Raw genomic sequence first — 23,132 nt, 5'->3', positions numbered from 1 at the left:
ACGCGATCGGACGCCTGTTTCTCCAGTCCCGGCAACGCCTACCCGCGCATGAGGTTCATCACTTCGTCGGCCACGTCCGGTTCGACCGCGAGGATGTAGGTTTCGCCGGCCGTCAGCGTCGTATCAGGACGGGCGATCCGGTCGCCGGCCGCGTCCGAGACGACGAGGGTGCCCGATGGGAAGCGCACCTCGGAGAGTGTCTTGCCGGCAGCGGGAGCGCTCTCTGCCACCCGAATCTGAAGAATGTCGAGTTCACCGGTGAGATCGGCCAGCGCCTGCACGTCGCTGCCAACGATCTCGTTGACCGCGACGCGTGCTCCGCTGCGCTCGGGAAAGAGGACCGCGTCGACGAAGCGCGTGTACGACTCCTTGTCCGCGCTGTCGATCCGCGCGACGGTGCGGACGGTGTCGGTCATCTGTTTGGCTTCCATGCAGATGGCGAGATTCAGACCGGCCTCGCCAGTGAGTCCGGCGACCACGTCACACCGGTCGATCCCCGTCTGTTCGAGGATGTCGGGGTTCGAGGCGTCACCGTGGATCACCGTCGCGACGTACTCGTCGGCGACACGGTCACAGCGATCCCCGTCGCGTTCGACGACCGTCACGTCGTGGCCACGATCGTCCAGCATCGCGGCTGCTTGCAAGCCAACACGACCACCGCCGGCGATGACGACGTTGAGCGTTGCAGTCATGTATCAACGTTCTCCGAGGAGGGTGATGATTCCGTCGGCGCTGGCTCGGACGCCACGTCTGTGTCACGCCGTCGCAGGCCGAGATATGCGAGGACACCGAGCAGTATCCACGCGATGCTCAACACCAGTGCGAGCGGGTCCGTCCGCAGCAGGTACTCGACGAGGACGCCGGTCAGGACCAGATTCAGTGCGATCCCGAGCAGCGGCGGGACGGGGTAGTACGGCATCTCGTACGGACGAGTCATGTTCGGGCGCTCGCGGCGCAGTCGGATCACCGCGCCGTTGACGACGATGAAGGACAGCAGGAAGAACAGACTCGACATGTTGCCGGCGCTCTGGGTCGGCAGGGCCACCGAACACAGCATGACGACGGCGCTCGCGAGGATCGCAACGAACGGCGTCCCGTACCGGTGGTGGATCCGGCCGAACGACGGGAGCAACTGTTCTTCTCTGCCCATCGAGAACGCGACCCGCGAGGACGCGATGACGACGGCATTGAGCGCGGTCAGCGTCGAGAACACCGCGCCGAAGACGATGATGGCACCACCGTTCTGGATGATCGGGAGGTTCTTGGGCATGAATGCAGTCGCTGCACGGGCGATCCCGGCTTCACCGGCCGCAGCCAGCCCACTGGCTCCGAGCGTCCCGATGGCAACGAGGACGACCGCGAGGTAGACGACGACCGTCGCGGCGAGGCTGACGAAGATCGCCTTCGGAATGTTTTCGCGGGGGTTCTCGACCTCCTCGGTGACGGTCGTGATGAGGTCGTACCCCTCGAAGGCGATGAACGTCAGCCCCATGGCGGGCAGGACCGCAGTCGGCCCGTTGCTAAAGAGTGGCTGGAACTGCGCGGTCGAGAACATCGGACTCGTGAGTCCAAAGCCGACGAACACCAGCAGGATCGTCACCTTGGTGATCGTAAAGATCGTCTCGACGCTCCCGCTGGCCGCCGTGGAAACGGCGTTGAGCGAGACCAGCCCCAGCACGGCGACGAACGCGAGGCCGACGGCCGGCGGAATGTCGACGCCGGCCAGTGGCACGGCGATGGCACCAACCTCGTCCGGCGGCGCGACGACGCCGTAGACGTGCAGGAGTTCGAGGAAGTTCGGCGCGAACCCGAGTGCGTACAGTCCGCCCGCGATCATGTACGCGAACCAGAGCATCCACCCCATCAGGAACGACGAGAGGTCGTCGAACACCTCACGGACGAAGGCGTACCCGCCGCCGCTCTTGGGGATCGATGCAGCCAGTTCGGCGTACGACAGCCCGGTAAAGGCCGTGACGATGCCGTTGAGTCCGAAGACGACGATCGCCGCTGGACCCGCGATCTCGGCGGCCAGTCCCGTGAGGACGAAGATGCCCGCCCCGATCATCGCGCCCATGCCGATCATCGTCGCATCGAGCAAACCGAGGTTCGCCTCGGGTGATCGCTCGCCCTGACTCACGGCGAACACCACCGTCGACCAATCCGACAATCCATCGGTCCCAATTGCCGGTCGGCAACACAAAAAACAACAGTACGATCACGGGTGTTTCGAGCCGGGATCGTTCCAGCGACAGCAGGCATTCGGGCCGGCGATGGACCGGGGATGCAAACCGCTGTGGAACTCTCACCGACGACGGATGCCTCGTCGACAGGCCGAATGCCGTCGAACGGCCTGTTCGGTCGAGACCGTCGGACAGATCACCGGCCAACGAGTCCGACCACACCGGCGAGCGACCGGCACTGACGACTCACTGGCCGTCGCCGGGCGGTCGACCGAGACCACTGTTCGGGGGTGCCTGCTGCGGTGGCGACGGTGGCTGCTGTCCTCGTCCGTCGAGATGCTGGCGACCCCCGGTAGTGGCCTGTCGACCGGGAGGGACGCCTTGCTCGACGCCCGGACCATGCGCCGCAGTGCTCGGCAGGACTCCATCGGGCAGGATGTAGTAGAGTCGGTCGTGTGGGACGTAACCGAACTGTTCCGGGTCCTCGCTGTAGCGTTCGTCGTTGGGGTCGTGTTCCTGGCCGTACAGTACCACGCCGTACTGGGTGAGGTCGTAGCTCTCGCAGGCGAACGTCGTTCCGTCGGTGCAGATGACTTGCATCGTTCTGTCATTGGACTGTCTCGAAGATAGGGCTGGTGGTCGCTCGAATCGGCCAGGAGGAAATCAGTCACACTGACCAGAGAAGGGAGCCAGACAGCTCACCGATCCGGAGCAACGATGCACCCGGTAGCGAACGGTCCCGTCCCGGAACGCCTCTTTCCGGTCGGCACACTCGCTAAACGTCGCCGTTGACGATGTCGGCGAGTCGCTGGCGGTCGAACAGTTCCACGTCGCTGGTCACGTCACCGAACTCCTCGGGGTACAGTTGTTTCGCCCCCCGTTCGGTCAGGAAGAAGTTATGGATCGGCCCCTGCCGAAGATAGCCACCGCGGTAGACGCGGCCGTTCTGAACGGCCGTCAGTTCGCTCCCGACCGGGTGGTCACGCATGTACGCGAGGACGGTGTCGCGGAACTCCTCGGGGGACTTCTGCTCGTGTCCGCGGATCAGGAGCACGTCTGGATCGACTTCGAGGAGGTTCTCGTAGTCGAGTTCGCCCCTGTTCTCGGTGCTGAGGTTCTCGACTCCAGTCCCCGCGAGTGCGTCGGCCACGCCAAGGTCGTTCCACTGCTTCTTGCTCGTTCCCTTGTCGATCAGACGGTACGGGGAGAACGTCTCCGGTTCGTCCGTTCCCTCGTAGGTCAACATCACGCTGGGCCGTTCACTCGACGGCGGCATCCGTGACTGAATCTCCGCGATGAACTCGTCGTGGTACGTCTCGAACGCCTCGTACCGTTCGCGTTCCTGAAATAGCTCTGCGACCTTCTCGAAAGCTTCGTACAGGGTGTAGTACCGGTAGTTGTGCCAGCCGTCGGAGCGCCGGAAGATCATGTTTCCGAGAAACGGACCGACGTTCTCCCTGATCTCCGCGACGTCCTCGTCGCGCCAGTCGAACCAGTTGCGCAACATCCCAGTGTCGATGACGTGGGCGTCGGTGTCCATCTCGTAGAAGAGTTCCTTGGACATCTCCGCGTCGACCAGGTCGTTGGTCGCGATGCGGTCCACGTCTACGCTCACGCCCGGCAACTCATCGTAGACGGACGTGTAGTACTCACCGGTCTGCCCGATGCCGGTCATGCCGTCGGCCTGACCCAGCGCGACGCCCATGTCGGCGTAATCTCCGCCGTAGGGGACCCACTGCTCGGGCACCGAGTCGAAGGTCACCTCGCCCATCGGCGCCATCGTTACCGAGTACGACGAATCGGTCGTCGTCTCCGTCTGCGAGACGGTGGCCGTCGCCGTGTCGGTCGCTGTCTGCGTCTGCTCGGCGTCGCTGCCCGATTCGAAGACCCCGGAACAGCCCGCTAACGCACCGCTTGCGACGACAGTGCCGCCGAACTTGATGTACTCACGCCGCGTCCGTGCCTCGCGTTCGCTGGCGTCTTCTGCCATGAATTTTAGGCCCGGCTAAAATTATAAAAGCGTTCCGGACTTTAGGTCGCCCAAAATTCGAGCGAGCGGTCACGGTCGACTCTGAAAGCGATCCGACACTCCACACGAGGCCACTCGATCCGCTGGCGACCGAGAGCCAGAGGACATCGACCGCCGAGAGCACCACAGCCACATTCGATATAGCGGTTACTCATTCATTGCCAGCCTCCTACGGATTCAGCCCAGTGGTCGAAAACATCCCTCTCGACCGTCCCGAGGGCCGGAATCCAAGCACTTGCGGCGATTCCGCGACGAGGCACACTGCTCAAGTCGATCCAGCCCCACACTCGGACAATGAGCGACTCCGGCCCCCTCTCTCCGGACCGACCGGACGCCGAAACGGACTTTCGCGTCGAGGCTCCCTTCGACCCGGCCGGCGACCAGCCCGAGGCGATCGAACAACTGTCGGCAGGCTACCGGCAGGGCATGGACAAGCAGACCTTGCTCGGTGTGACCGGGTCGGGCAAGACCAACACCGTCTCGTGGGTGATCGAGCAGCTCCAACAGCCCACGCTGGTGATCGCCCACAACAAGACGCTGGCCGCCCAGCTCTACGAGGAGTTTCGTAATCTCTTCCCGGACAACGCCGTCGAGTACTTCGTCTCCTACTACGACTACTACCAGCCCGAGGCCTACGTCGAGCAGACCGACACCTACATCGACAAGGACGCCTCGATCAACGACGAGATCGACCGTCTTCGCCACTCTGCGACCCGATCACTGCTCACGCGCGAGGATGTGATCGTCGTCGCGAGCGTTTCAGCGATCTATGGGCTGGGTGACCCGCGCAATTACGTCGACATGTCGCTACGGATCGAACAGGGCCAGCGCATCGACCGGGACGAACTGCTGAAACGGCTCGTGGACCTCAACTACGAGCGCAACGACGTGGACTTCACGCAGGGTACCTTCCGGGTGCGGGGCGATACGGTCGAGATCTACCCGATGTACGGCCGCTACGCGGTCCGCGTGGACATGTGGGGCGACGAGATCGACCGCCTCGTGAAGATGGACCCGCTGGAGGGCGAGGTCGTCAGCGAGGAGCCGGCGGTCCTCTTGCACCCCGCGGAGCACTACTCGATCCCCGAGCAGCGCCTCGAACGCGCCATCGAGGAGATCGAAGAGATGCTGTCGGACCGTATCCGGTACTTCGAGCGCAAAGGCAACGCTGTCGCCGCCCAGCGAATCGAGGAGCGGACCACCTTCGATCTGGAGATGATGAAAGAGACGGGCTACTGCTCGGGGATCGAGAACTACTCGGTCCACCTCTCGGACCGCGAGAGCGGGGAGGCACCCTACACGCTGCTGGACTACTTCCCCGACGACTTCCTCACCGTCGTCGACGAGTCCCACCAGACCTTGCCCCAGATCAAGGGGCAGTTCGCCGGCGACAAATCGCGCAAGGAGAGCCTCGTCGAGAACGGCTTTCGCCTGCCGACGGCGTTCGACAATCGTCCGCTGACCTTCGAGGAGTTCGAGGAGAAAACCGACCGCACGCTCTACGTCTCGGCGACGCCGGGCGACTACGAGCGCGAGGAGAGCGGGCAGGTCGTCGAACAGATCGTCCGGCCGACCCACCTCGTGGACCCGGCGATCGAAGTCGCCGACGCCAGCGGGCAGGTACAGGACCTCCTAGAGCGCATCGAGGGGATGCCCGACGAGGAGCGCGTGCTCGTGACGACGCTGACCAAACGGATGGCAGAGGACCTCACCGAGTACCTCGAAGAGAGCGGCATCGACGTGGCGTACATGCACGACGAGACCGACACGCTCGAACGCCACGAACTGATCCGCTCGCTGCGGCGTGGCGAGATTCAGGTGCTGGTCGGGATCAATCTCCTGCGGGAGGGGCTCGACATCCCCGAGGTGTCGCTGGTGGCGATTCTGGACGCCGATCAGGAGGGATTCTTGCGCTCGGAGACGACGCTCGTCCAGACGATGGGGCGAGCGGCGAGAAACGTCAACGGCGAAGTCGTACTCTATGCCGACGAAACGAGCGATGCCATGGAGTCGGCCATCGACGAGACGCGCCGTCGCAGGGAGATTCAACAGGAATACAACGAAGAACACGGCTTCGAGCCGACGACCATCCAGAAGCCGGTTGGCGAGTCCTCGCTGCCCGGCGCGGAGACGGACACCTCGGATGTCACCGGCGAGGGACCCGCAGACGCCGACGAAGCGGCCAGACAGATCGAACGCCTCGAACAGCGCATGAACGAGGCCGCGGACAATCTGGAGTTCGAACTGGCCGCCGACATCCGCGACCGGATCAGGGAACTGCGCGAGGAGTTCGATCTCGCCGGCGAGACCGACGACGGCGGCGTCCCGGCACCCGGTCCAGACGAATTCTAGCGGAAGCGCCGTCTGGGACGCCACTGATCCGGTTTCTCCCACAGAGCGTATGCTACACAGCAGCGTCGGTAGCGCCAGCGATAAACCAATAGTCGCGATAGCAAAGGAGCAGTCGGTCGTTCGACGTGGTGGCAACGAGACTGCAAGAACGAGGCAGGCCCTCGATAGCGGAGCGGGATCGTTTCGACGCGGTACGAGGTCAGAGAGAACCGTGGCTCCGTATCGGCACGGATATCTGCGGATTTTAATAATCCGTTCGGCAGTAGTTAGCAACTCTGACCAATTAGGCCCCGTTTCGTAGCAGCGGCATTAATAAGACCGGGCCGTCTCCGATCTAGTATGACTGGAGCAGATGGAGTGCCCGACGGAAACGGCGGGCACGCGGACGACCGAGCGCCGGGCGATAGTGGCGACGAGAGCGGGACTGAGGCCGCCTCGTCGCTGTCCACCGCCGAGTTCTCGGTGCCGGAGATGGACTGTGGCTCGTGTGCCGGCAAGGTCGAGCGCAGCGTCGAGCGGCTGCCGGGCGTCGACGTGATCGATCCGCAGGTGACGACGGGGACCCTCACCGTGTCCTTCGACGGTACCGAAACGAGCGCCGAAGCGATCGTCGACCGGATCGAGAAAGCCGGCTACAGCGTCGAACGCGAGACGGCGACACTGACGCTTTCGGTCCCCGATATGGACTGTAGCTCGTGTGCCGGGAAGGTCGAGAGCGCGCTGGCTCGCGTCGACGGGATCACCGATATCGAGACGCGCCCGACGACCGGTACCGTCGTCGTCAGCTACGACAACGCGCGTGCGGACGAGCGTGCGGTCGTCGCCGCCATCGAGGGGGCGGGCTACGAGGTCGGCGAGACCGACAGCGACGACGGCGATATCGGCGACGACGAGAGCCTCCTGCGAAGTGCCCGCGCGGTCAAGACCTGGATCGGCGGGGGATTCCTCGCGGTCGGTCTCGCACTGGAGTTTCTCTTCACCGGTGCGAATCCGACGGTCGCGACCGTCTTCGACAGCGAGGTACACGTCGCGAGCGTGCTCTTTCTGGTGGCCGTGGCCGTCGCGGGCCAGTCGATCCTGCGCAACGGCTACTATTCGGCGCGCACGCTGAACCTCGACATCGACTTCCTGATGTCGGTCGCCATCCTCGGCGCGCTGACCGCGAGCCTCGCGTTCGGCGAGGCGCTGTACTTCGAGGCTGCGACGCTCGCCGTCCTCTTTAGCGTCGCCGAGTTGCTCGAAAGCGCCTCGATGGATCGCGCACGGGACTCGCTCGCAGAACTGATGGATCTCTCACCGGAGATGGCGACGGTCAAGCGAGGCGAAGACGAGACCACCGTTCCGGTCGAGCAGGTCGAACCGGACGACGTGGTCGTCGTGCGCCCGGGTGAGAAGGTCCCGATGGACGGCGTCGTCGTCGATGGGACCAGCGCCGTCAATCAGGCCCCGATCACCGGCGAGTCCGTTCCGGTCGACAAGACCGTCGACGACGAGGTCTTCGCGGGCACGATCAACGAAGAGGGGTATCTCGAAGTGCGAGTCACGTCGGCCGCGAGTGACAACACCCTCTCGCGGATCGTCGAGATGGTCGAGGACGCCCAGTCCAACCAGACCGAGCGCGAGCAGTTCGTCGAGCGCTTTGCCGCCTACTACACGCCCGTCGTCGTTGGTTTCGCCGTCCTCGTCACAGTCGCCAGTCCCGCCGTCATGGGCGTGACGTGGTCGACGGCCGTCGTCTACGGCCTGACGCTGCTGGTGCTTGCCTGTCCCTGTGCGTTCGTCATCTCGACGCCGGTCTCGGTGGTCTCGGGCATCACGAGCGCCGCCAAGAACGGCGTCCTGATCAAGGGTGGGGACAACCTCGAAGCGATGGGCGCGGTCGATGCCGTCGCCTTCGACAAGACCGGGACGCTGACCAAAGGAGAACTCACCGTGACCGACGTTGTTGCCCTCAACGGTAATACCGAAGACGACGTGCTCCGCTGTGCCCGCGGGCTGGAACAGCGCAGCGAACACCCCATCGGCGAGGCCATCGTCGCGGAGGCGGGCGCGGCCGGTGTCGGCGCCCGCGAGGTCGACGACTTCGAGAGTCTCACCGGAAAGGGAGTCCGGGCGGACCTCGATGGCACGCCCCACTTCGCCGGCAAGCCCGGCCTGTTCGAGGAACTGGGTTTCGACCTCTCGCACGTCCACGCGACGACTGACGGCGGTGTCGTCACCCGGACCGCTCGACAGCTCTGTGATCGGCACAACTGTCTGGACCTCCTCGACGAGACGGTCCCCAAACTACAGGCAGAGGGCAAGACCGTCGTGCTGGTCGGGACCGAAGACGAACTGGAGGGCGTCGTCGCCGTCGCCGACGAGGTCCGTCCCGAAGCCAAACGGACCGTGCAGCGGCTGCAAGAACTGGGTATCGAGCGGACGGTGATGCTGACCGGCGACAACGAGCGGACCGCCCGCGCTATCGCCCAGCAGGTCGGGGTCGACGAGTACCGCGCCGAACTGCTCCCCGACGAGAAGGTCGCCGCCATCGAGGAACTGGACGCCGACACCGAGGGTGGCGTGGCGATGGTCGGCGACGGGATCAACGACGCGCCCGCGCTCGCGACGGCGACCGTCGGCGTCGCGATGGGGGCGGCCGGCACCGACACCGCCCTCGAAACGGCCGACATCGCACTGATGAGCGACGACCTCGCCAGACTCCCCTACCTCTACGAACTGGCCGGCAAGGCAAACGGCGTCATCCGGCAGAACATCGTCGCCAGCCTCGCCGTCAAAGCAGGTCTCGCCGTGGCCGTCCCCTTCGGACTGGTCCCCATCTGGCTGGCCGTGCTGGCTGGCGACGCCGGGATGACCGTCGGCGTCACCAGCAACGCGATGCGACTCTCTCGCGTCCGCCCGGGCGAGGACTGACACGGATCGCCGTTGTCGTTCGTCCGGTCAGATAGTGATCGACAGCGGACTGCGGGCCTCCGGCGGCAATCTGACAGTGGTACACAAGGGTTACCTGTCTGCTCGGGCAAGCACCGGTATCGACGATGTCATCAGTGCTCACAGCAGTGGCTGAAGCCAGCCTCGTACAGTACACAGTCCCGGTCGTCGGTATCGAGCTGGGGCAGGCGGAAGTCACCGCGATCGGTGTTGGCCTGATTCTGTTGCTCCTCGTGGGGTCTGGCTTCTTTTCGTCGTCCGAGATCGCACTGTTCTCGCTACCGGCCCACCAGATCGACGCGATGGTCGAGGAGGGGAAACGTGGTGCGCAGGCGGTCAAGTCACTCAAGGAGGACCCCCACCGCCTGCTCGTGACGATCCTCGTCGGGAACAACATGGTCAACATTACGATGTCGTCAGTCTCGACGACGCTCGTGGGCCTGTACTTCGACGCGGGGACGGCAGTGCTGGTCTCGTCGCTCGGGATCACGTCGATGGTGTTGATCTTCGGCGAGAGCGCACCCAAATCCTACGCCGTCGAGAACACCGAACTGCACGCCCGCCGCGTCGCCCGAGGGCTGAAAGTCGTCGAGAAAGTGCTGTGGCCGCTCATCACCCTGTTTTACTACCTGACGACGGTCGTGAACAAGATCACCGGCGGCAGCGCCTCGATCGAGTCGACGTACGTCACCCGCGACGAGATACGGAACATGATCAAGACCGGCGAGCGTGAGGGCGTCTTAGACGAGGAAGAACGCCACATGCTCCAGCGTGCCCTCCGATTTACCGACGCCTCGGCAAAGGAAGTGATGACGCCGCGCCTCGACATGGCCGCGGTCGCCAGCGACGCGAGCATCGAGGCAGCGATCAAGAGCTGTATCCAGTCGGGACACGCTCGCCTCCCGGTCTACGCGGACTCGCTCGACAACGTGATCGGTGTGTTCGACATCCGTGATCTCGAAGACGCCGACTACGACGAGTTCGCGGACCGTACGGTCGCGGACGTGATCAACCCGACACTTCACGTGCCAGAGTCGAAGAACGTCGACGAACTGCTCTCGGAGATGCGGGACAATCGCCTGCATATGGTCGTCGTCATCGACGAGTTCGGCGCCACAGAGGGGCTGATCACGATGGAGGACGTACTCGAAGAGATCGTCGGTGAGATACTGGTCGGTGACGAGGACCATCCCTTCGAGTTCGTCGACGACAACACCGTCCTGGTGGATGGCTCGGTCAACATCCACGAGGTCAACGAGGCGCTTGGCATCGTCCTGCCGGAGGGAGAAGAGTTCGAGACCATCGCGGGCTTCATGTTCAATCGCGCGGGCCGCCTCGTCGAGCGCGGCGAGGAGTTCGAGTACGAGAACGTGACGCTGTGGGCCGAGCAGGTGGACAACACCCGCATCCAGAAGGTCCGAGTGAGTGTCGACCGCGACGACGTCGATCCGGCCGACACGACATCGTCGACCACCGAGGACGAACTCGAATAGTCACCGGCCCCAGAGACGGCTGTTCGGACGCTGTCAGACCCGGCCGCGACCGAACGGCGTGGCGGCGCGTGCCCGCGTGGCCGTTCGCGCGGTCTCGGACGAGAGGACGGCACCGACTGGTGGAAACCATTAGGGAGACAGTAGACGTACGCCACCGCATCGAATCATGTACGAGAACATCCTGCTCCCGTTCGACGATAGCGATGACGCAGCCAAAGCGCTCCACCACGCCAGCGAGATCGCACACTGGGCTGACGCGACGATAGAGGTGCTCTACGTTGCCGATACGGCGCGTGAGAGCGTCACCGTCGTCGAGGGAGAAACCGTCGATGCACTCGTCCAGCAGGGCGAAGACATCGTCGCGGAGGCCACAAAGACACTGGACACGCTCGGCGTGTCGTACGACACCGATGTCGTTCAGGGCAATCCGGCCCCGACGATCGCCGAGTACGCCGAGCGATACGACCAGGACCTGATCGTCATGCCGACCCACGGTCGAGAGGGACTCTCCCGGTACCTCGCCGGCAGCGTCTCCGAGAAGGTCGTCCGACTCTCCTCGGTCCCCGTCCTCACCGTTCGGATGCAACCCGACGAAACGGTGACGTTCCCCTACGAGAACATCCTCGTCCCGACAGACGGGAGTCGCGCCGCGAGGTACGCTGCAGATCATCTCGTCGAGCTAGCAGCGTCGCTCGATGCGACCGTCCACGTCCTCTCCGTCGTGGACGATGCCACACTCGGGCCGGATGTGCGATCGACGATGTCAAGCAAAGAAAGTGAGCAAGCCGCGGCCGACGCCGTCGAGGACATCGTTTCGACGGCCGAGACTGCCGGCGTGACGAACACCGTCCGGCATATCGAACACGGAACGCCCGTCGAAGAGATTCTCGACTGTCGCGAAGCGAACGACATTCACGCCGTTGGAATGGGGACGACCGGGAGACGAGGTACGGATCGAATCCTGCTGGGCAGCGTCGCCGAAGCGGTCGTCCGCACCGCACCGGTCCCCGTCATGACCGTCGCGAAGCCGAAATGAATTCTATCGAGAGGATATCACACCGCTGAGGGTCACAGCGGCGGTCCAGACATTTCGATCACGAGCGTGCGCTTCCGACTTCGACGAGGGGAGAGGTCGCTGCTCGTCGCCCGACTGCGGAATTGTATATTGCAGATAGTGGTTTATTCGCCAGCAGGCACGAAACAAGCGAACAGCAGCAAGACACCGTCTCCCTCCGCCGAGCGACCGATACAATTGTGAGGCCGAGCTTTTTCAGCCATCCAATCGATGGCAGGTGTATGCCCACCGACGAGACGGTCGTCGTCGACGGACCGCGGATCCACTATCTCGAAGCGGGCGACCGGGACGATCCGACTGTCGTCCTGCTCCACGGCGGGATCATCGATGCCGCCCACGTCTCCTGGGGTGGCGTGATCGAACCGCTCGCGTCGGACTGTCACGTCGTTGCACCCGATCTGCTTGGCTACGGCGACAGTGACCTGCCGCCGGGATCGTACCCCGTCGGTCGCCACGTCGACGTGATCGAGGGGTTCGTCGAAGCGCTCGGACTCGACGACCCCACAGTCGTCGGACTCTCACTGGGCGGGGCGATCGGACTGGGGCTTGCACTCCGGCGGCCGGAGACGGTCGATGACCTCCTCTTGATCGATAGCTACGGACTGGGACGGGCACTCCCGAACGGCCTGCTGTCCTACGGCCTCGCGCAGGTGCAGGTGTGCAACAAACTCGCCATCGCCCTCTTTCGCCGAAGTCGATGGCTCACGAAAGCGAGCCTGCGTGGCATCGTCGCCGATCTGGACGCCCTCCCCGCGGCGGCCGTCGACGCGGTTTTCGAGGAGGTACAGCGCCCGACGGCGGGCGTGGCGTTCCGACGCTTCCGCGCGGCAGAGGTCACGCGCACGGGATATCGCACCGTCTTCCTCGACGAGCTAGCCGACCTGCAGGTCCCCACCCGCCTGCTGCATGGCGCCGAAGACGAAGTCGTCCCGCTTTCGTGGGCACAGCGAGCGGCCGACCGAATCCCGACGAGTGAGCTGGTCGTGCTCGATGACTGCGCGCACTGGCCGCCCCGCGAGGCTGCAGCGACCGTCGTGGCCCACGTTCGTGAGATCGCCCATCGCTGACGCGCTCGGGGCTGTTTTTGCGAGGTCGTCGTAAACGGACCGAGCAGGCCGCCCCGGGTTATAAATCATATTACGCGATATGAAAGACGGCCAGTGTAGAACGAACGACTCGAATCGATTCGGCGGGGTTCAGGCGACACAGCGCTCGATGTCGGCTTTCGACTTCATCTCGAAGACGTTGTAGCGGGCACCGATCCGCTCGGTGAGGGGTTCGTAGTCCGGGAGCGGGTCGTGATCGTCGTCGGTGCCGTCGTTGTCGTGGAGGTGGGCGACGCGGATTCGGTCGCCGAACTGCTCGACGAACGCCGTCGGATCGACGCCGGTCGCCTTCGCGTGGCCCACGTCGAGCGTGACACCGAGATACTTCGAGTCGACGCCGACATCGTCGAGGAACGACGCGAATCGATCGGGGGAGGAGGTGTGGTATCGCTTCGTTGGTTTGGAGCGCTGATTCTCGACGCAGAGGAACACACCGACGTCGTCGGCGTGACCGGCTGCCGTCCTGATCGTTTGGACGGCCTGCTCGCGAGCATGACGCTTCACGCGTTCGGGATAGGAGCGACTGACCGCACCGCCGTGGACGACGACCGCGCCCGCACCGATTTCTCGGGCGATGTCGAGCGTCGCGACGACGTGCTCGGTCATCGCTCGCCGGAGCGCCTCGTTGAGGTTCGCCGGATTACAGTCGTTGTACGCCGCGTGCAGTGTGTAGGTAACGTCGTAGCTGTCCCTGATCTCACGGAGTCGCGCCAGATCGGGCTGGTCCGGTCGCGTGTCGAGGTAGCTCTGCCTGATCTCGACGTGTGAGAGGCCGAGCGAGTCGAGATACTGAACGAAGTCTTCGGGGTCGTCGTCGAAGCGCACGTCGAGCGACGCGCCGTAGCGGGCCGTCATCGTACGTTCGAGTTCGGGTGGCGATGCCGATGAAGCTGTGGTGCCGGATACCGGCCAGATAGCTACGAGAACGGTTCAATCGGCGGTCTGGCCGTCTGCCGGGGGCGTGTCGGTGGACGTGGCGATATCGACGAGGGAGTCACCGACCAGTTTCGGGAGGACGGAGCGACTGTCGATAGCCATGGCGTAGTCGAGCACGTCTCGCTGTCGGAGTTCGTGGGTGTCGACGTAGTCGACGCCTTTGGCGGTCCGGAGTTGCTTTCGGAACAGGTCCAGTTCGGTTTCGGCCGGCGGGACGCCGTCGATGTGGCGACTGATCAACGTCGCCCCGATGTGGTCTTCGACCGCCACGTCGCCCTTCGAGCCGGCACTCACGAGATGGACCGGGCGGTCGCGGCCACGCAGGTACTGGCCGAGCGCCGCCGCGTTCATCGTCGAGCCGACGTACACGTCGATAGCCTCGGTCACACGCTGGCGCAGGCCCGCGACGGCGCGCCCGCCGTTCGAGGAGGTCATACTGATCGGCCGGTCCTCGACATCGAGGCGCTGTACGTAGGCCGGGGAGTTGAAGAAGTCGTACCCGTCGACGGGATCGTAGTCGTCCGTACTCGCACCGCCGATGAGGGTCGCTGGATTGGACGCTCGATAGGCCAGTTCCTGTCCGCGTTCGTCCGTGATGTGGATGGACGCGGCACCGTTCGCGAGGAGTTCGATGACCGTATTCGAGAAGTGCATCGTATCGATCACGACGTAGTGGCCCGGGTCGAGGTCGTCGGGTATCTCCTCACAGCGCTCGATCAACCGCTCGTCGAGGAAGTTGTCGGGTCGGTTGTCCGACCGGTGAGCAGTCATTGCCTGAGACAGAGCGATGGTCGGCAATAACTCTGTGGGCGGGCGTATTGCCAGCAGCCCCCATCGTAAGCCGGTCTTACTGGCGAGTACGCTACGTATAATTACGCCGGCGCGGTGATTCGTCGGGACGATGTCGCCACACGAGCAGCGGATCGGTCTCATCTGTCCGCCCGACCACGAGGTGTTCGGCCCGGTCGCCGACCGACTTCGGGAGCGGGGGTTCGACGTGGTCTTTTTCGAACCGGGCGTCGAGATCGAGCGCGACCGACTCGACGGGCTCGACTGTCTCGTCAACAAGAAGGTCCGCTGGGAATCGATCGACGCCCTCGCCTACGCGTACCGGACCGGGATTCCGGCGTGGAACGACTTCGTCGCGTCGATGCTCTGCTTCAATCGCCTGTCACAGGTCGGCGCTCTCGATGCCGCCGGGTTCGCCGTCCCCGAGACGCTGTCCGAACCGCCGGCGGGCGACTACGTGGCAAAGCATTTTTTCGACGTTCACTCGGAGCCAATGCGCGACGAGGCGGGCGATTTCTACCAGCCCCTCCTGTCGTTCGACGGGATCGACCGGAAGTACTACGCCGTCGACGACGGCGAGACGGTTCACACGGCGGTGACCCGGTTCGAGTCGAAACTGTTCGGGGAACGCTCGTATCTGGGGCCGGGACCGGTCGACCCGGCCGTGGAACGCCGCATCGAGCGTCTGCTTTCGTTCACCGGCGCTCGCGGTCTCGGCGTCGACGTCATCGAGGTCGACGACGGGCCCTGTGCGGTCGACGTGAATCCGGCGACGAGCTTTCGACGCACCGGTCTCGACGACGCGCTCGTCGACTCCATCGCCGTCGTCGCTCGTCGCCAGTCGTGATTCCCGGACTACATAGATCGGCCTCGGAAGTGGGAGTATCGTCGCCTTGTGCGATCCCGGTTCCCGATAGTGTCACTATAGCAATATCCACGGGAGGACAGTGAGAAGCAGTATGCAGCGACCGACCGACGGCAGCGGCCACCGCACAGTCGCCGGCGACGACGGGGGCGCACGTGTCGGGCTGATCTGTAATGCCGACCACGACGTGTTCGGCGAGGTGGCCCGGCGACTCGAACGTGCGGGCGTCGGGGTCGACTTCTTCAGACCGGGACGGACGCTGACCGAGACGGACCTCGCGGGGATCGACCTCCTGATGAACAAGAAGGTCGATCCGGCCGCCTACCGGGCGTTCAGGCTGGCGGCAAAGCGTGACATCGAGACGTGGAACGGGTACCGCACGCTCGTGCTCGGTTGCAGACTGCTCGGGTACACTGCTCTCGAACACGTGGGTTTTCGCGTCCCACCGACGAGCACGGAGAAGCCGAGCGGCGACCACGTCGCCAAGACACTCGCCGACTGGCACTTCCACCCTGACCCGGTGGTCAACGGCGAGGGCGACATCTACCAGCCGCTGTTGGCGACCACCGACCGAGATTACAAGTACTACGGCGTCGACACCGGCGACGAGATTCGGGTTCGGGTCCTCGAAACGACATCGAAACTCGGCGGCGGGAAACGACCGCTGGGGCTGACCAGCCCCGACCCGGCACTCGCAGCGAAACTCCGGGAACTCATGCGCAGGACCGACAGTCAGGCGCTCGGTGTGGACATCGTCTACGCGGACGGGAAGCCGTGGGCCGTCGACGTGAACCCGGCGATGAGCTTTCGCAACGCCGAGATGGAACACGACCTCGTGACCTCCGTCGTCGCGATGCTCCCCGAGCCAGCCCAGACGGAACTGCTGTAGGGTCGCCTACGTACTGGCCGTTTCGGATGGATCGAGGAACTTCTCTGGCGGTCGCTGCCTGTGCGCTCGCGGCGGGGCGACACTGATCGTCCGGTCGCGGCCGCAGTCGTACGCGGTCAGTCGCCCGCCGTAGACACAGCCAGTGTCGAGTCCGACGGCGTGCTCGCCGACGTAGGGACGGTCGAGGACCTTGTGCCCGAAGAACACGCGGTCGGGACCGTCGTAGCGGTGCCACCAGAACGGCCGGCCGTCGCCCTCGGGAGCGATCGACTCCATGTTCTGCACGTCGGCGACCGTGTGGTCGCGGCGCGGTCGGTCGGGGTCGAGACCGCCGTGGACGACGAGATGCCCATCCCACGAGAGGACGGCCGGCAGGGACCGCAGCCACTGGATATCCGCGCGGCTCAGTCCCTCCGGCGGCCGTCGACCGCTGATGACCTTCTCTTCGTTGTTGCCGCGGATCGACAGGCAGTTCGGCCGCGAACGGAGCAGGTCGACGACGCCGGGCGAGTCGGGGCCACGGCGGACGAGATCGCCAACGAACACGACGAGTTCGGACGGGGCAGGATCGATCTCGTTGAGGAGCGCCGCGGTCGTCGCGCGACAGCCGTGTACGTCGCCGACGACGTAGATGTTCTCGTAAGCGTCTGCATCGAGTCGCCGGTGCTGGGCCTCGATACCGGCGGCGAACGGTCGGGCGTGCATCGAGTCTCGGTACCGCCACCTTGTCGTATCGGTAAGAAGCTCTTACTAGGAGTAGCACCGAGATCTATATAGTCAGTCGTACCCGCGCCGGGCGTGCCGATCAGGAGCGACCACGCGACCCGGCAGCCATCGCTTCGAGTCGGTCGATCCGCTCGTCGAGCGGGGGGTGTGTCGAGAGCAAACGTGCCAGCGGCCCGTCCTCGTCACCGTGGACGTACAACGGCGTCAACAGGCCGAAGGCTGGCTTCGAGGCACGTTCGATCTTTGCGAGCGCCCGGGCGAGCGCGAGCGGATCGGTCACCTCGGCCGCTCGCGCGTCGGCGGCGAACTCACGTCGCCGTGAGTACCCCATCGCCACCACCGCCACGAGGACGCCAAGACCGGCGACGGCGAACAGCGCGAACCGCTGGGCACGCCCCAGCAGCGACTCACCGGCCGACTCGGGCCGCCCGCGGAGGAACGCGACGGCACGGGCGAACCCACCGAGCAGGAGTGCGACCGGCACGACGAGCATCACCACCATTCCCACGACCGTCTGGACGAGGCTGTAGCCGACGGTCTGAAAGAGCGCGTCGTTCGTTTCGAGGTGGGCGAGTTCGTGGGCCAGCAGTGCCTCCAGTTCCGCCGGCGAGAGCAGTCCCAGCAGGCGATGATCGAGTACGACCGCACCGCCGTCGCCGGCGATCGCCAGTGCGTTGGGCATCCCCATGCCGGCGATCAACAGTTCGGGCCGGTCAACCGCCATCCGGTCGGCGACGGCGACGAAGTGCCGGTAGACGCCGGGTGCGTGCTCGGGCGGGAGCGGGACGGCACCGAGTCGCCGTCTGAGCTGTGCGGTCCCGTTGCGATAGCTCAGGTAGCCGAGTGTCAGTCCCGTCACCACGACGACGAGCACGACCGTCGACGGTCTCGGCCGCGCTGCCCACAGCACCGTCAGCGCGCGATAGCCCAGCACGGCCACCAGCGCGTAGAAGCACAGCCCCGCAACCCCGGTGAGTGCCAGCAGGAGCCGTCGGCGACGAACCATGGCGGTGACTAGACGAGGAGAGACGAAACATCTGGCGCAGGATCGCCCTTTTGCGCCGGTCGGGAAAGCATGTGCTGATGCAGGTGGTTGGTGATACCTAGCATAGAGTACAACAGTTGATAATCGGCAGCGCACGGTTATCAGTCAGCAACTACAGTTGTAGATAATGGTATCAAATACAGTTCTCTGCGTCGATACTGGGGATGCACTCGACGAGACGACGACACGGCTGGCCGAGGAACCCGACCTCGATCCGATCGAGAGTACGACGGTCGCCGATGCGACCGAACGGCTGGACTCGGAGTCGGTCGCCTGCGTCGTCACGGAGTACGATCTGGAAGACGGCACCGGCATGGACGTCGTCCGGTCGGTCCGCGAGAACGCGCCACAGACGCCGTGTGTCCTGTACACCGAGACCCGACCCACCGAGATCGACACGGACGCCGTCGAGGAAGTGATCGTGGAGTACCTCAACAAGGACCTCGCCGATGCTGGCGACCGACTCGGCTTCGTCGTCGACGACGTGATCGCTCACAGCGCACAGGTAGGCTTCCTGGCACCCGACGACGAGGGATCCCGACTCGACGCACTGTCCGAGTACGACATCGACGACCTGCCGATCGAGGACAGTTTCGAGCGACTGACGGATCTGATCACCAGTCACTTCGACGCTGCCGTGGCATTCATCGGTCTGCTGGAGAAAGACGAGGAGAACTTCGTTGCCTGTACTGGTGCGGACTGGGACTCGCTGACCCGCGAAGAGACGATCTGTACACACAGTATGCTGCAGGAAGACGTGATGGTCGTCGAAGACATCCGTGAGGACAAGCGCTTTGCGAACAACGACCAGTTGCACGACCTCGGTATCGTCTCCTACGCGGGAGCGAACATGACGACGCCGGAGGGACAGGTGATCGGACAGGTCTGTCTCATCGATCACGAACCCCGGACGTACGACGCGGCTCAGCAGGCGGAACTGGAGCAGTTCGCCGAGACGGCGATGGAGATCCTCGAACTCAGACAGTCGCTTCGCGCTGCCAAGCGACAGGAGGACAGCCAATGAGCCTCGCCAGCGACGCCGAGTTCCACGTCGATGACCTCCCGATCGGGCCGCTCGACGACGGCACGAGCGTGCTCCTGACGGGCGAGGATCGAAACGCGCTCGAATCCGTGTTCTATCGGCTCGTCAGCGCCGACGAAGGCGAACACTCACTGATCGTCTCGACGGACGAGAGCGGTCTCGCGGTCCAGCGAGCGCTCGGCGACGCGAAACAGGGTTCGAAGGATCGCTCGTCGATCCTGACCTGTGCGGGATCGTCTGCCGGCCAGAACGTCACGGCCGTCGACGATGTCGGCGACCTGACGACGCTCGGAATGGAGCTATCGATGCTGGTCTCCGCGCCCGAGGTCGCCGATGGCCGGATGCGCTCGGGCATCTTCCTCACGTCGACGCTGTGCGGTGCCGCGAGCGATACGCGCTCGGTGTACCGGTTCCTGAACTCGAATTTCCTGACCGAACTCCGACGCAACGAAGCCATCGGCGTCGCGGCCATCGACACGAGCGCCGACGTGGGCGGCGACGCAGACAGCATCGTCACGGGAATGGAGACTTCCTTTACCGGGCGCATCCACGTCGAGTCGAACGGCCCCGGGTCGGCGACACTCGAAATCACGGGTCTGGGCGACGACCGGACCGTCGACGTGTCGATCTAGGACAGTCGCGAGCGGATCGTCTCCGCGGTCGCCTCGCCGACGCCCTCGACCGAGCGCAGTTCGTCGGTCGACGCCGTTCTGACGTTGTCGACGCTGCCAAAGCGTCTGAGCAGTCGTTTTCTGGTCTCGGGACCGACGCCGGGCACGTCGTCTAGCGCGGTCGCGACCTCGTCGCGGACGGTCTGGTGATACTGGACGGCAAAGCGGTGGGCCTCGTCACGGACCCGCTGACAGAGGTGGAGTTTCGGGTCGTCGTCAGCCCAGTCGTGGGTCCCCGTGGGTGTGATAAGTAGCTCCTCGTCCTTGGCGAGTGCCACCGCCGGCACGTCCCAGCCAGTCTCGACGAGTGCGTCCCGTGCCGCGCCGAGCTGGCCGTCGCCGCCGTCGATCAGGAGCAGGTCCGGGTCCGGGCGGTCGTCCCGACCCTCGACGGCGCGTTCGGCCCGCCAGCGGACCAAGGCGCGCATGTTTGCGTAGTCGTCGTTGCGTTCTGGCAGTTTCTTCCGGCGATAGTCCGCCTTCTCGGCGTCCCCGTCGACGAAGGTAACGTTCGACCCGACGACGGCCCGGCCCTGCGCGTGGCTCACGTCGAACCCCTCGACCCGCCCGGCAGCGTCGAGTGAGAGCGCATCCGCCAGCGCGTCGGTGTCGTCGCGAGCGGGGCCGCCACGGCGGGCATTCTTCAGCGCCAGATCGACGAGCGTCGCCTCCCGGCCTGCGCCGGGGACGCGCACATCGACGCCCTCGCCAGCCAGCCACTCGACCACGTCGCTGCTCGGGCGCTCAGAACACAGCACCGCGTCCGGCACGTCCCGTTCGGCGTAGTACTGGGTCACGAAGGCCGATAGCACCTCGCCGACGCCCTCGCCGTCGCCGTCGGGCGCGTCGAGACGGTGGCGCTCGCGGTCGATCAGCTGGCCGTCGGCGGCGTGCAGGCGCGCGACCGTCGCCGACTGGCCCTCGCGGACGGCCCCGAGCACGTCGACAGCCCGCTCGTCGCGGGTGGTCTGGACCGCGTCGTCGCCGTCCCGGTGGAACGACTCGACGGCGTCGAGTTTGTCCCGGCAGTTGGCAGCACGTTCGAACTCCTTGGCCTCGGCGGCGGCCGCCATCTCCCGACGCAACGGATCGGCGAGGACGCCGGTCTCGCCGCCGAAGAAGCGCTCGACGCTCGTCACGTCCTCGGCGTAGTCGGCTTCGCTAATCTCGCCGGTGCAGGGCGCGGTACAGATGCCCATCTCGTAGTCGAGACACGGCCGTTCCCGATTGCTGTACTTGTGGTCGGAACAGCCACGCAGCCCGTAGGTCTCGCGCAGCGCCTTGACGACGGTGTCGACCCGCCCCTTGTCGGTGAAGGGACCGTAGACGGTCGCGCCCTCCTCGGGGTCGCGGGTCACCTCGATCCGGGGGACGGCGTGGTCGGTCAACTGCACGAGCGGGTAGGACTTGTCGTCTTTCAGCCGGACGTTGTAGGGGGGCTGGTGGCGCTTGATGAGGTTCGCCTCCAGCAAGAGCGCCTGCGTCTCCGTGTCGGTGACGCTGAAATCGATCTCGGTGGCCCGCTCGACCATCGCCGCGATGCGGGCAGAGCGTGGGTCGGCGTACGAGCGGACCCGCTCGCGCAGGTCGACGGCTTTGCCGACGTACAACACCCGGTCGGCGACGAAGTGATAGACCCCCGGCTGGCGCGGGAGGTCGGCGGCCGCCTCGCGGACCGCTGTCGCATCCATCGGCGTGGGGTTGGCACCACACGAGTTTGAACCTCACGCACCATCTTTTGCCGTTGTTCGAGAGCGCTTCGCTCACTGTGGGAACCCTCACGCGAAAACAGGGTGCTGCTGAGCGTAGCGAAGCAGCGCTCGGGAGAGCGCGCTCCCGGTGATAAAAAGGTCGGCCTCACTCTGTTCGGTCGAGTGTCCCGGGCGACCCGTCGGGTCCTTCGGACCGCTCGGTCACCGATGCTCTGCGATCAGTGCAGAGAGCAGCGGCTCTGACGTTCGATCGTCTGAAAAATCGGATGTGATGTCTGTCGTCGTAGACGACAGCTGTCCGTCGCGAGATTACTGTCGGACGACGTTCGTCGCGCGAGGCCCCTTGGGCGAGGACTCGATGTCGAACTCAACCTCAGTCCCCTCTTCGAGGTCCGGGCCGCCGACGTCTTCCATGTGGAAGAACACGTCTTCGTCGTCGTCGAGGTCGCCGTCGTCAGTCGAAATGAAACCGTAGCCGCCAGTGTCGTTGAAGAAATCAACCTTACCGTTTGCCATTACAAACAAACAGAGGCGTGGCTATGGGATAACCCTTCCGAGAGTCAAGGTACCACGACCCCAGAGACGACGGTCACACATCAGATATAGTAGCCATTGAAAGTCAATGCACACCCAATCGCACGACAGCGGTGCGACCGGTTCGAAGACACACACCTTACTCCGGCAGAATCGTTGCTTCCAGCCGTCGGGCCACGTCGTCGGCGTCCTCGGGAGCGGGCAGTCGCAGGTCCTCGTCGTCGCCGGCAACGCCGACGACGAGTTCGTGCTCGCGCGTCCAGAGATAGACGCCGAGGACGAGCGCGCCGAAGGCCAGCGCCAGCGCGCCGAACATCGTCATCAGTTCGTCGAGTCGCGCCATCAACTGGAGGAACGACGAGAGCATGCCGAGCATGCCCCCCATCCCGACCTGTGCGGCACTGGAGTCGATGGTGACGCCGGCGACCAGCGAGTCGAAACTCACCGTCTGACCCGCTGCCAGCAGGACGACGCCGACGACGATGGCCTTGATCGCCTGCTGGAGAAAGCCCCACTCGCCGCTTGCCGTCGCCGAGACGCCGGTGACGTTCGGGCGGTCGACGTAGCTGAAGTTCGTCCCCTCGCGGTCGGGGGTAAAGGCGAGCACGCGGTGGGTCGTGACGACGACGCCACCGTCGTCGACGGTGACCCGTTCGACGACCGACTCGCCGTCGTAGAGCAGGTCGTCGACGCGGTCGAGCCAGCCCGTCATTGTCGGTGATTGGCAACCGTTCGATAAGAAACTGCTGGCTGGAGT

20 protein-coding genes are annotated in these 23,132 nt (G+C 64.8%); 9 read left to right on the top strand and 11 right to left on the bottom strand.

From position 1 onward, the window contains the following. Positions 1–38: 38 nt before the first annotated feature. The 4 genes from AC5FRW_RS16555 to AC5FRW_RS16540 all read right to left on the bottom strand — a co-directional run bounded on the left by AC5FRW_RS16555 (position 39) and on the right by AC5FRW_RS16540 (position 4,170). A complete protein-coding gene (locus AC5FRW_RS16555; protein ID WP_493569571.1) occupies positions 39–692 on the bottom strand; it encodes a potassium channel family protein in 654 nt (217 codons plus the stop codon). After that, positions 689–2,083 (bottom strand): APC family permease, encoded by a 1,395-nt coding sequence (locus AC5FRW_RS16550; protein WP_493569641.1) that lies wholly within the window; start codon positions 2,081–2,083, stop codon positions 689–691. The genes AC5FRW_RS16555 and AC5FRW_RS16550 overlap by 4 nt, the downstream gene beginning before the upstream one ends. Positions 2,084–2,426: 343 nt before the next feature. Further along, positions 2,427–2,780 carry a hypothetical protein gene (locus tag AC5FRW_RS16545; RefSeq protein WP_493569570.1) on the bottom strand — a complete coding sequence of 118 codons (354 nt, stop codon included), beginning with the start codon at positions 2,778–2,780 and terminating at the stop codon, positions 2,427–2,429. A 175-nt stretch (positions 2,781–2,955) separates the two neighbouring features. Beyond that, positions 2,956–4,170 (bottom strand): ABC transporter substrate-binding protein, encoded by a 1,215-nt coding sequence (locus AC5FRW_RS16540; protein WP_493569569.1) that lies wholly within the window; start codon positions 4,168–4,170, stop codon positions 2,956–2,958. A 333-nt stretch (positions 4,171–4,503) separates the two neighbouring features. On the opposite strand from AC5FRW_RS16540, the gene uvrB reads away from it, so the two are divergent. The 5 genes from uvrB to AC5FRW_RS16515 all read left to right on the top strand — a co-directional run bounded on the left by uvrB (position 4,504) and on the right by AC5FRW_RS16515 (position 13,127). Further along, positions 4,504–6,561, top strand: a complete 2,058-nt coding sequence (gene uvrB / locus AC5FRW_RS16535) for an excinuclease ABC subunit UvrB (protein ID WP_493569568.1) — start codon at positions 4,504–4,506, stop codon at positions 6,559–6,561. 339 nt (positions 6,562–6,900) lie between these two features. After that, complete coding sequence (locus AC5FRW_RS16530) at positions 6,901–9,474, top strand: heavy metal translocating P-type ATPase (RefSeq protein WP_493569567.1); 2,574 nt, start codon at positions 6,901–6,903, stop codon at positions 9,472–9,474. Positions 9,475–9,599: 125 nt separating this feature from the next. Continuing rightward, on the top strand, positions 9,600–10,985 hold the full coding sequence (locus tag AC5FRW_RS16525) for a hemolysin family protein (protein WP_493569566.1): 1,386 nt from the start codon (positions 9,600–9,602) through the stop codon (positions 10,983–10,985). Between the two features lie 166 nt (positions 10,986–11,151). Next, positions 11,152–12,021 carry a universal stress protein gene (locus AC5FRW_RS16520; RefSeq protein WP_493569565.1) on the top strand — a complete coding sequence of 290 codons (870 nt, stop codon included), beginning with the start codon at positions 11,152–11,154 and terminating at the stop codon, positions 12,019–12,021. A 260-nt stretch (positions 12,022–12,281) separates the two neighbouring features. Further along, positions 12,282–13,127: an alpha/beta fold hydrolase gene (locus AC5FRW_RS16515; protein WP_493569564.1), complete on the top strand. Its 846-nt coding sequence runs from the start codon at positions 12,282–12,284 to the stop codon at positions 13,125–13,127. 129 nt (positions 13,128–13,256) lie between these two features. On the opposite strand, the gene AC5FRW_RS16510 is transcribed toward AC5FRW_RS16515, so the two are convergent. Then, positions 13,257–14,021 (bottom strand): sugar phosphate isomerase/epimerase family protein, encoded by a 765-nt coding sequence (locus AC5FRW_RS16510; protein WP_493569563.1) that lies wholly within the window; start codon positions 14,019–14,021, stop codon positions 13,257–13,259. Positions 14,022–14,096: 75 nt separating this feature from the next. Continuing rightward, the gene (locus AC5FRW_RS16505; RefSeq protein ID WP_493569562.1) at positions 14,097–14,873 is read right to left on the bottom strand and encodes a 2-phosphosulfolactate phosphatase; all 777 of its coding nucleotides are present in this window, start codon (positions 14,871–14,873) and stop codon (positions 14,097–14,099) included. Positions 14,874–15,003: 130 nt separating this feature from the next. Between AC5FRW_RS16505 and AC5FRW_RS16500 the strand changes: the two genes are divergently transcribed. Next, on the top strand, positions 15,004–15,738 hold the full coding sequence (locus AC5FRW_RS16500) for an ATP-grasp domain-containing protein (protein WP_493569561.1): 735 nt from the start codon (positions 15,004–15,006) through the stop codon (positions 15,736–15,738). 112 nt (positions 15,739–15,850) lie between these two features. Beyond that, positions 15,851–16,645 carry a hypothetical protein gene (locus AC5FRW_RS16495; protein WP_493569560.1) on the top strand — a complete coding sequence of 265 codons (795 nt, stop codon included), beginning with the start codon at positions 15,851–15,853 and terminating at the stop codon, positions 16,643–16,645. Between the two features lie 6 nt (positions 16,646–16,651). Here the strand turns inward: AC5FRW_RS16495 and AC5FRW_RS16490 are convergent, their stop codons facing one another. Then, positions 16,652–17,350 (bottom strand): metallophosphoesterase family protein, encoded by a 699-nt coding sequence (locus tag AC5FRW_RS16490; protein ID WP_493569559.1) that lies wholly within the window; start codon positions 17,348–17,350, stop codon positions 16,652–16,654. 100 nt (positions 17,351–17,450) lie between these two features. Continuing rightward, positions 17,451–18,377, bottom strand: coding sequence for a M48 family metallopeptidase (locus AC5FRW_RS16485; RefSeq protein WP_493569558.1), 927 nt, complete (start codon positions 18,375–18,377; stop codon positions 17,451–17,453). A gap of 166 nt (positions 18,378–18,543) precedes the next feature. Between AC5FRW_RS16485 and AC5FRW_RS16480 the strand changes: the two genes are divergently transcribed. Together AC5FRW_RS16480 and AC5FRW_RS16475 are read left to right on the top strand one after the other, a co-directional pair. Further along, positions 18,544–19,440, top strand: coding sequence for a GAF domain-containing protein (locus tag AC5FRW_RS16480; protein WP_493569557.1), 897 nt, complete (start codon positions 18,544–18,546; stop codon positions 19,438–19,440). Next, complete coding sequence (locus tag AC5FRW_RS16475) at positions 19,437–20,090, top strand: DUF7504 family protein (RefSeq protein WP_493569556.1); 654 nt, start codon at positions 19,437–19,439, stop codon at positions 20,088–20,090. The genes AC5FRW_RS16480 and AC5FRW_RS16475 overlap by 4 nt, the downstream gene beginning before the upstream one ends. Here the strand turns inward: AC5FRW_RS16475 and AC5FRW_RS16470 are convergent. From AC5FRW_RS16470 to AC5FRW_RS16460, 3 genes are all read right to left on the bottom strand, one after another. Next, on the bottom strand, positions 20,087–21,820 hold the full coding sequence (locus AC5FRW_RS16470) for an excinuclease ABC subunit C (protein ID WP_493569555.1): 1,734 nt from the start codon (positions 21,818–21,820) through the stop codon (positions 20,087–20,089). The two genes, AC5FRW_RS16475 and AC5FRW_RS16470, sit on opposite strands and share 4 nt — an antisense overlap. A gap of 330 nt (positions 21,821–22,150) precedes the next feature. Further along, the gene (locus AC5FRW_RS16465) at positions 22,151–22,357 is read right to left on the bottom strand and encodes a cold-shock protein (RefSeq protein WP_493569554.1); all 207 of its coding nucleotides are present in this window, start codon (positions 22,355–22,357) and stop codon (positions 22,151–22,153) included. Between the two features lie 157 nt (positions 22,358–22,514). Then, on the bottom strand, positions 22,515–23,087 hold the full coding sequence (locus AC5FRW_RS16460; RefSeq protein ID WP_493569553.1) for a hypothetical protein: 573 nt from the start codon (positions 23,085–23,087) through the stop codon (positions 22,515–22,517). Positions 23,088–23,132 lie beyond the last annotated feature (45 nt).

The sequence above is a fragment of the Halomicrobium sp. HArcht3-1 genome, assembly GCF_058933345.1.
The sequence above is the reverse complement of the archived record's forward strand: the minus strand, read 5'-3'. Positions and strand labels throughout refer to the sequence as shown.

Bases quoted from the DNA above. Each gene is read 5' to 3' on its own strand.
- AC5FRW_RS16555 (WP_493569571.1), bottom strand. From the start codon at position 692: ATGACTGCAACGCTCAACGTCGTCATCGCCGGCGGTGGTCGTGTTGGC.
- AC5FRW_RS16550 (WP_493569641.1), bottom strand. From the start codon at position 2,083: ATGATCGGCATGGGCGCGATGATCGGGGCGGGCATCTTCGTCCTCACG.
- AC5FRW_RS16545 (WP_493569570.1), bottom strand. From the start codon at position 2,780: ATGCAAGTCATCTGCACCGACGGAACGACGTTCGCCTGCGAGAGCTAC.
- AC5FRW_RS16540 (WP_493569569.1), bottom strand. From the start codon at position 4,170: ATGGCAGAAGACGCCAGCGAACGCGAGGCACGGACGCGGCGTGAGTAC.
- uvrB (WP_493569568.1), top strand. From the start codon at position 4,504: ATGAGCGACTCCGGCCCCCTCTCTCCGGACCGACCGGACGCCGAAACG.
- AC5FRW_RS16530 (WP_493569567.1), top strand. From the start codon at position 6,901: ATGACTGGAGCAGATGGAGTGCCCGACGGAAACGGCGGGCACGCGGAC.
- AC5FRW_RS16525 (WP_493569566.1), top strand. From the start codon at position 9,600: ATGTCATCAGTGCTCACAGCAGTGGCTGAAGCCAGCCTCGTACAGTAC.
- AC5FRW_RS16520 (WP_493569565.1), top strand. From the start codon at position 11,152: ATGTACGAGAACATCCTGCTCCCGTTCGACGATAGCGATGACGCAGCC.
- AC5FRW_RS16515 (WP_493569564.1), top strand. From the start codon at position 12,282: ATGCCCACCGACGAGACGGTCGTCGTCGACGGACCGCGGATCCACTAT.
- AC5FRW_RS16510 (WP_493569563.1), bottom strand. From the start codon at position 14,021: ATGACGGCCCGCTACGGCGCGTCGCTCGACGTGCGCTTCGACGACGAC.
- AC5FRW_RS16505 (WP_493569562.1), bottom strand. From the start codon at position 14,873: ATGACTGCTCACCGGTCGGACAACCGACCCGACAACTTCCTCGACGAG.
- AC5FRW_RS16500 (WP_493569561.1), top strand. From the start codon at position 15,004: ATGTCGCCACACGAGCAGCGGATCGGTCTCATCTGTCCGCCCGACCAC.
- AC5FRW_RS16495 (WP_493569560.1), top strand. From the start codon at position 15,851: ATGCAGCGACCGACCGACGGCAGCGGCCACCGCACAGTCGCCGGCGAC.
- AC5FRW_RS16490 (WP_493569559.1), bottom strand. From the start codon at position 17,350: ATGCACGCCCGACCGTTCGCCGCCGGTATCGAGGCCCAGCACCGGCGA.
- AC5FRW_RS16485 (WP_493569558.1), bottom strand. From the start codon at position 18,377: ATGGTTCGTCGCCGACGGCTCCTGCTGGCACTCACCGGGGTTGCGGGG.
- AC5FRW_RS16480 (WP_493569557.1), top strand. From the start codon at position 18,544: ATGGTATCAAATACAGTTCTCTGCGTCGATACTGGGGATGCACTCGAC.
- AC5FRW_RS16475 (WP_493569556.1), top strand. From the start codon at position 19,437: ATGAGCCTCGCCAGCGACGCCGAGTTCCACGTCGATGACCTCCCGATC.
- AC5FRW_RS16470 (WP_493569555.1), bottom strand. From the start codon at position 21,820: ATGGATGCGACAGCGGTCCGCGAGGCGGCCGCCGACCTCCCGCGCCAG.
- AC5FRW_RS16465 (WP_493569554.1), bottom strand. From the start codon at position 22,357: ATGGCAAACGGTAAGGTTGATTTCTTCAACGACACTGGCGGCTACGGT.
- AC5FRW_RS16460 (WP_493569553.1), bottom strand. From the start codon at position 23,087: ATGACGGGCTGGCTCGACCGCGTCGACGACCTGCTCTACGACGGCGAG.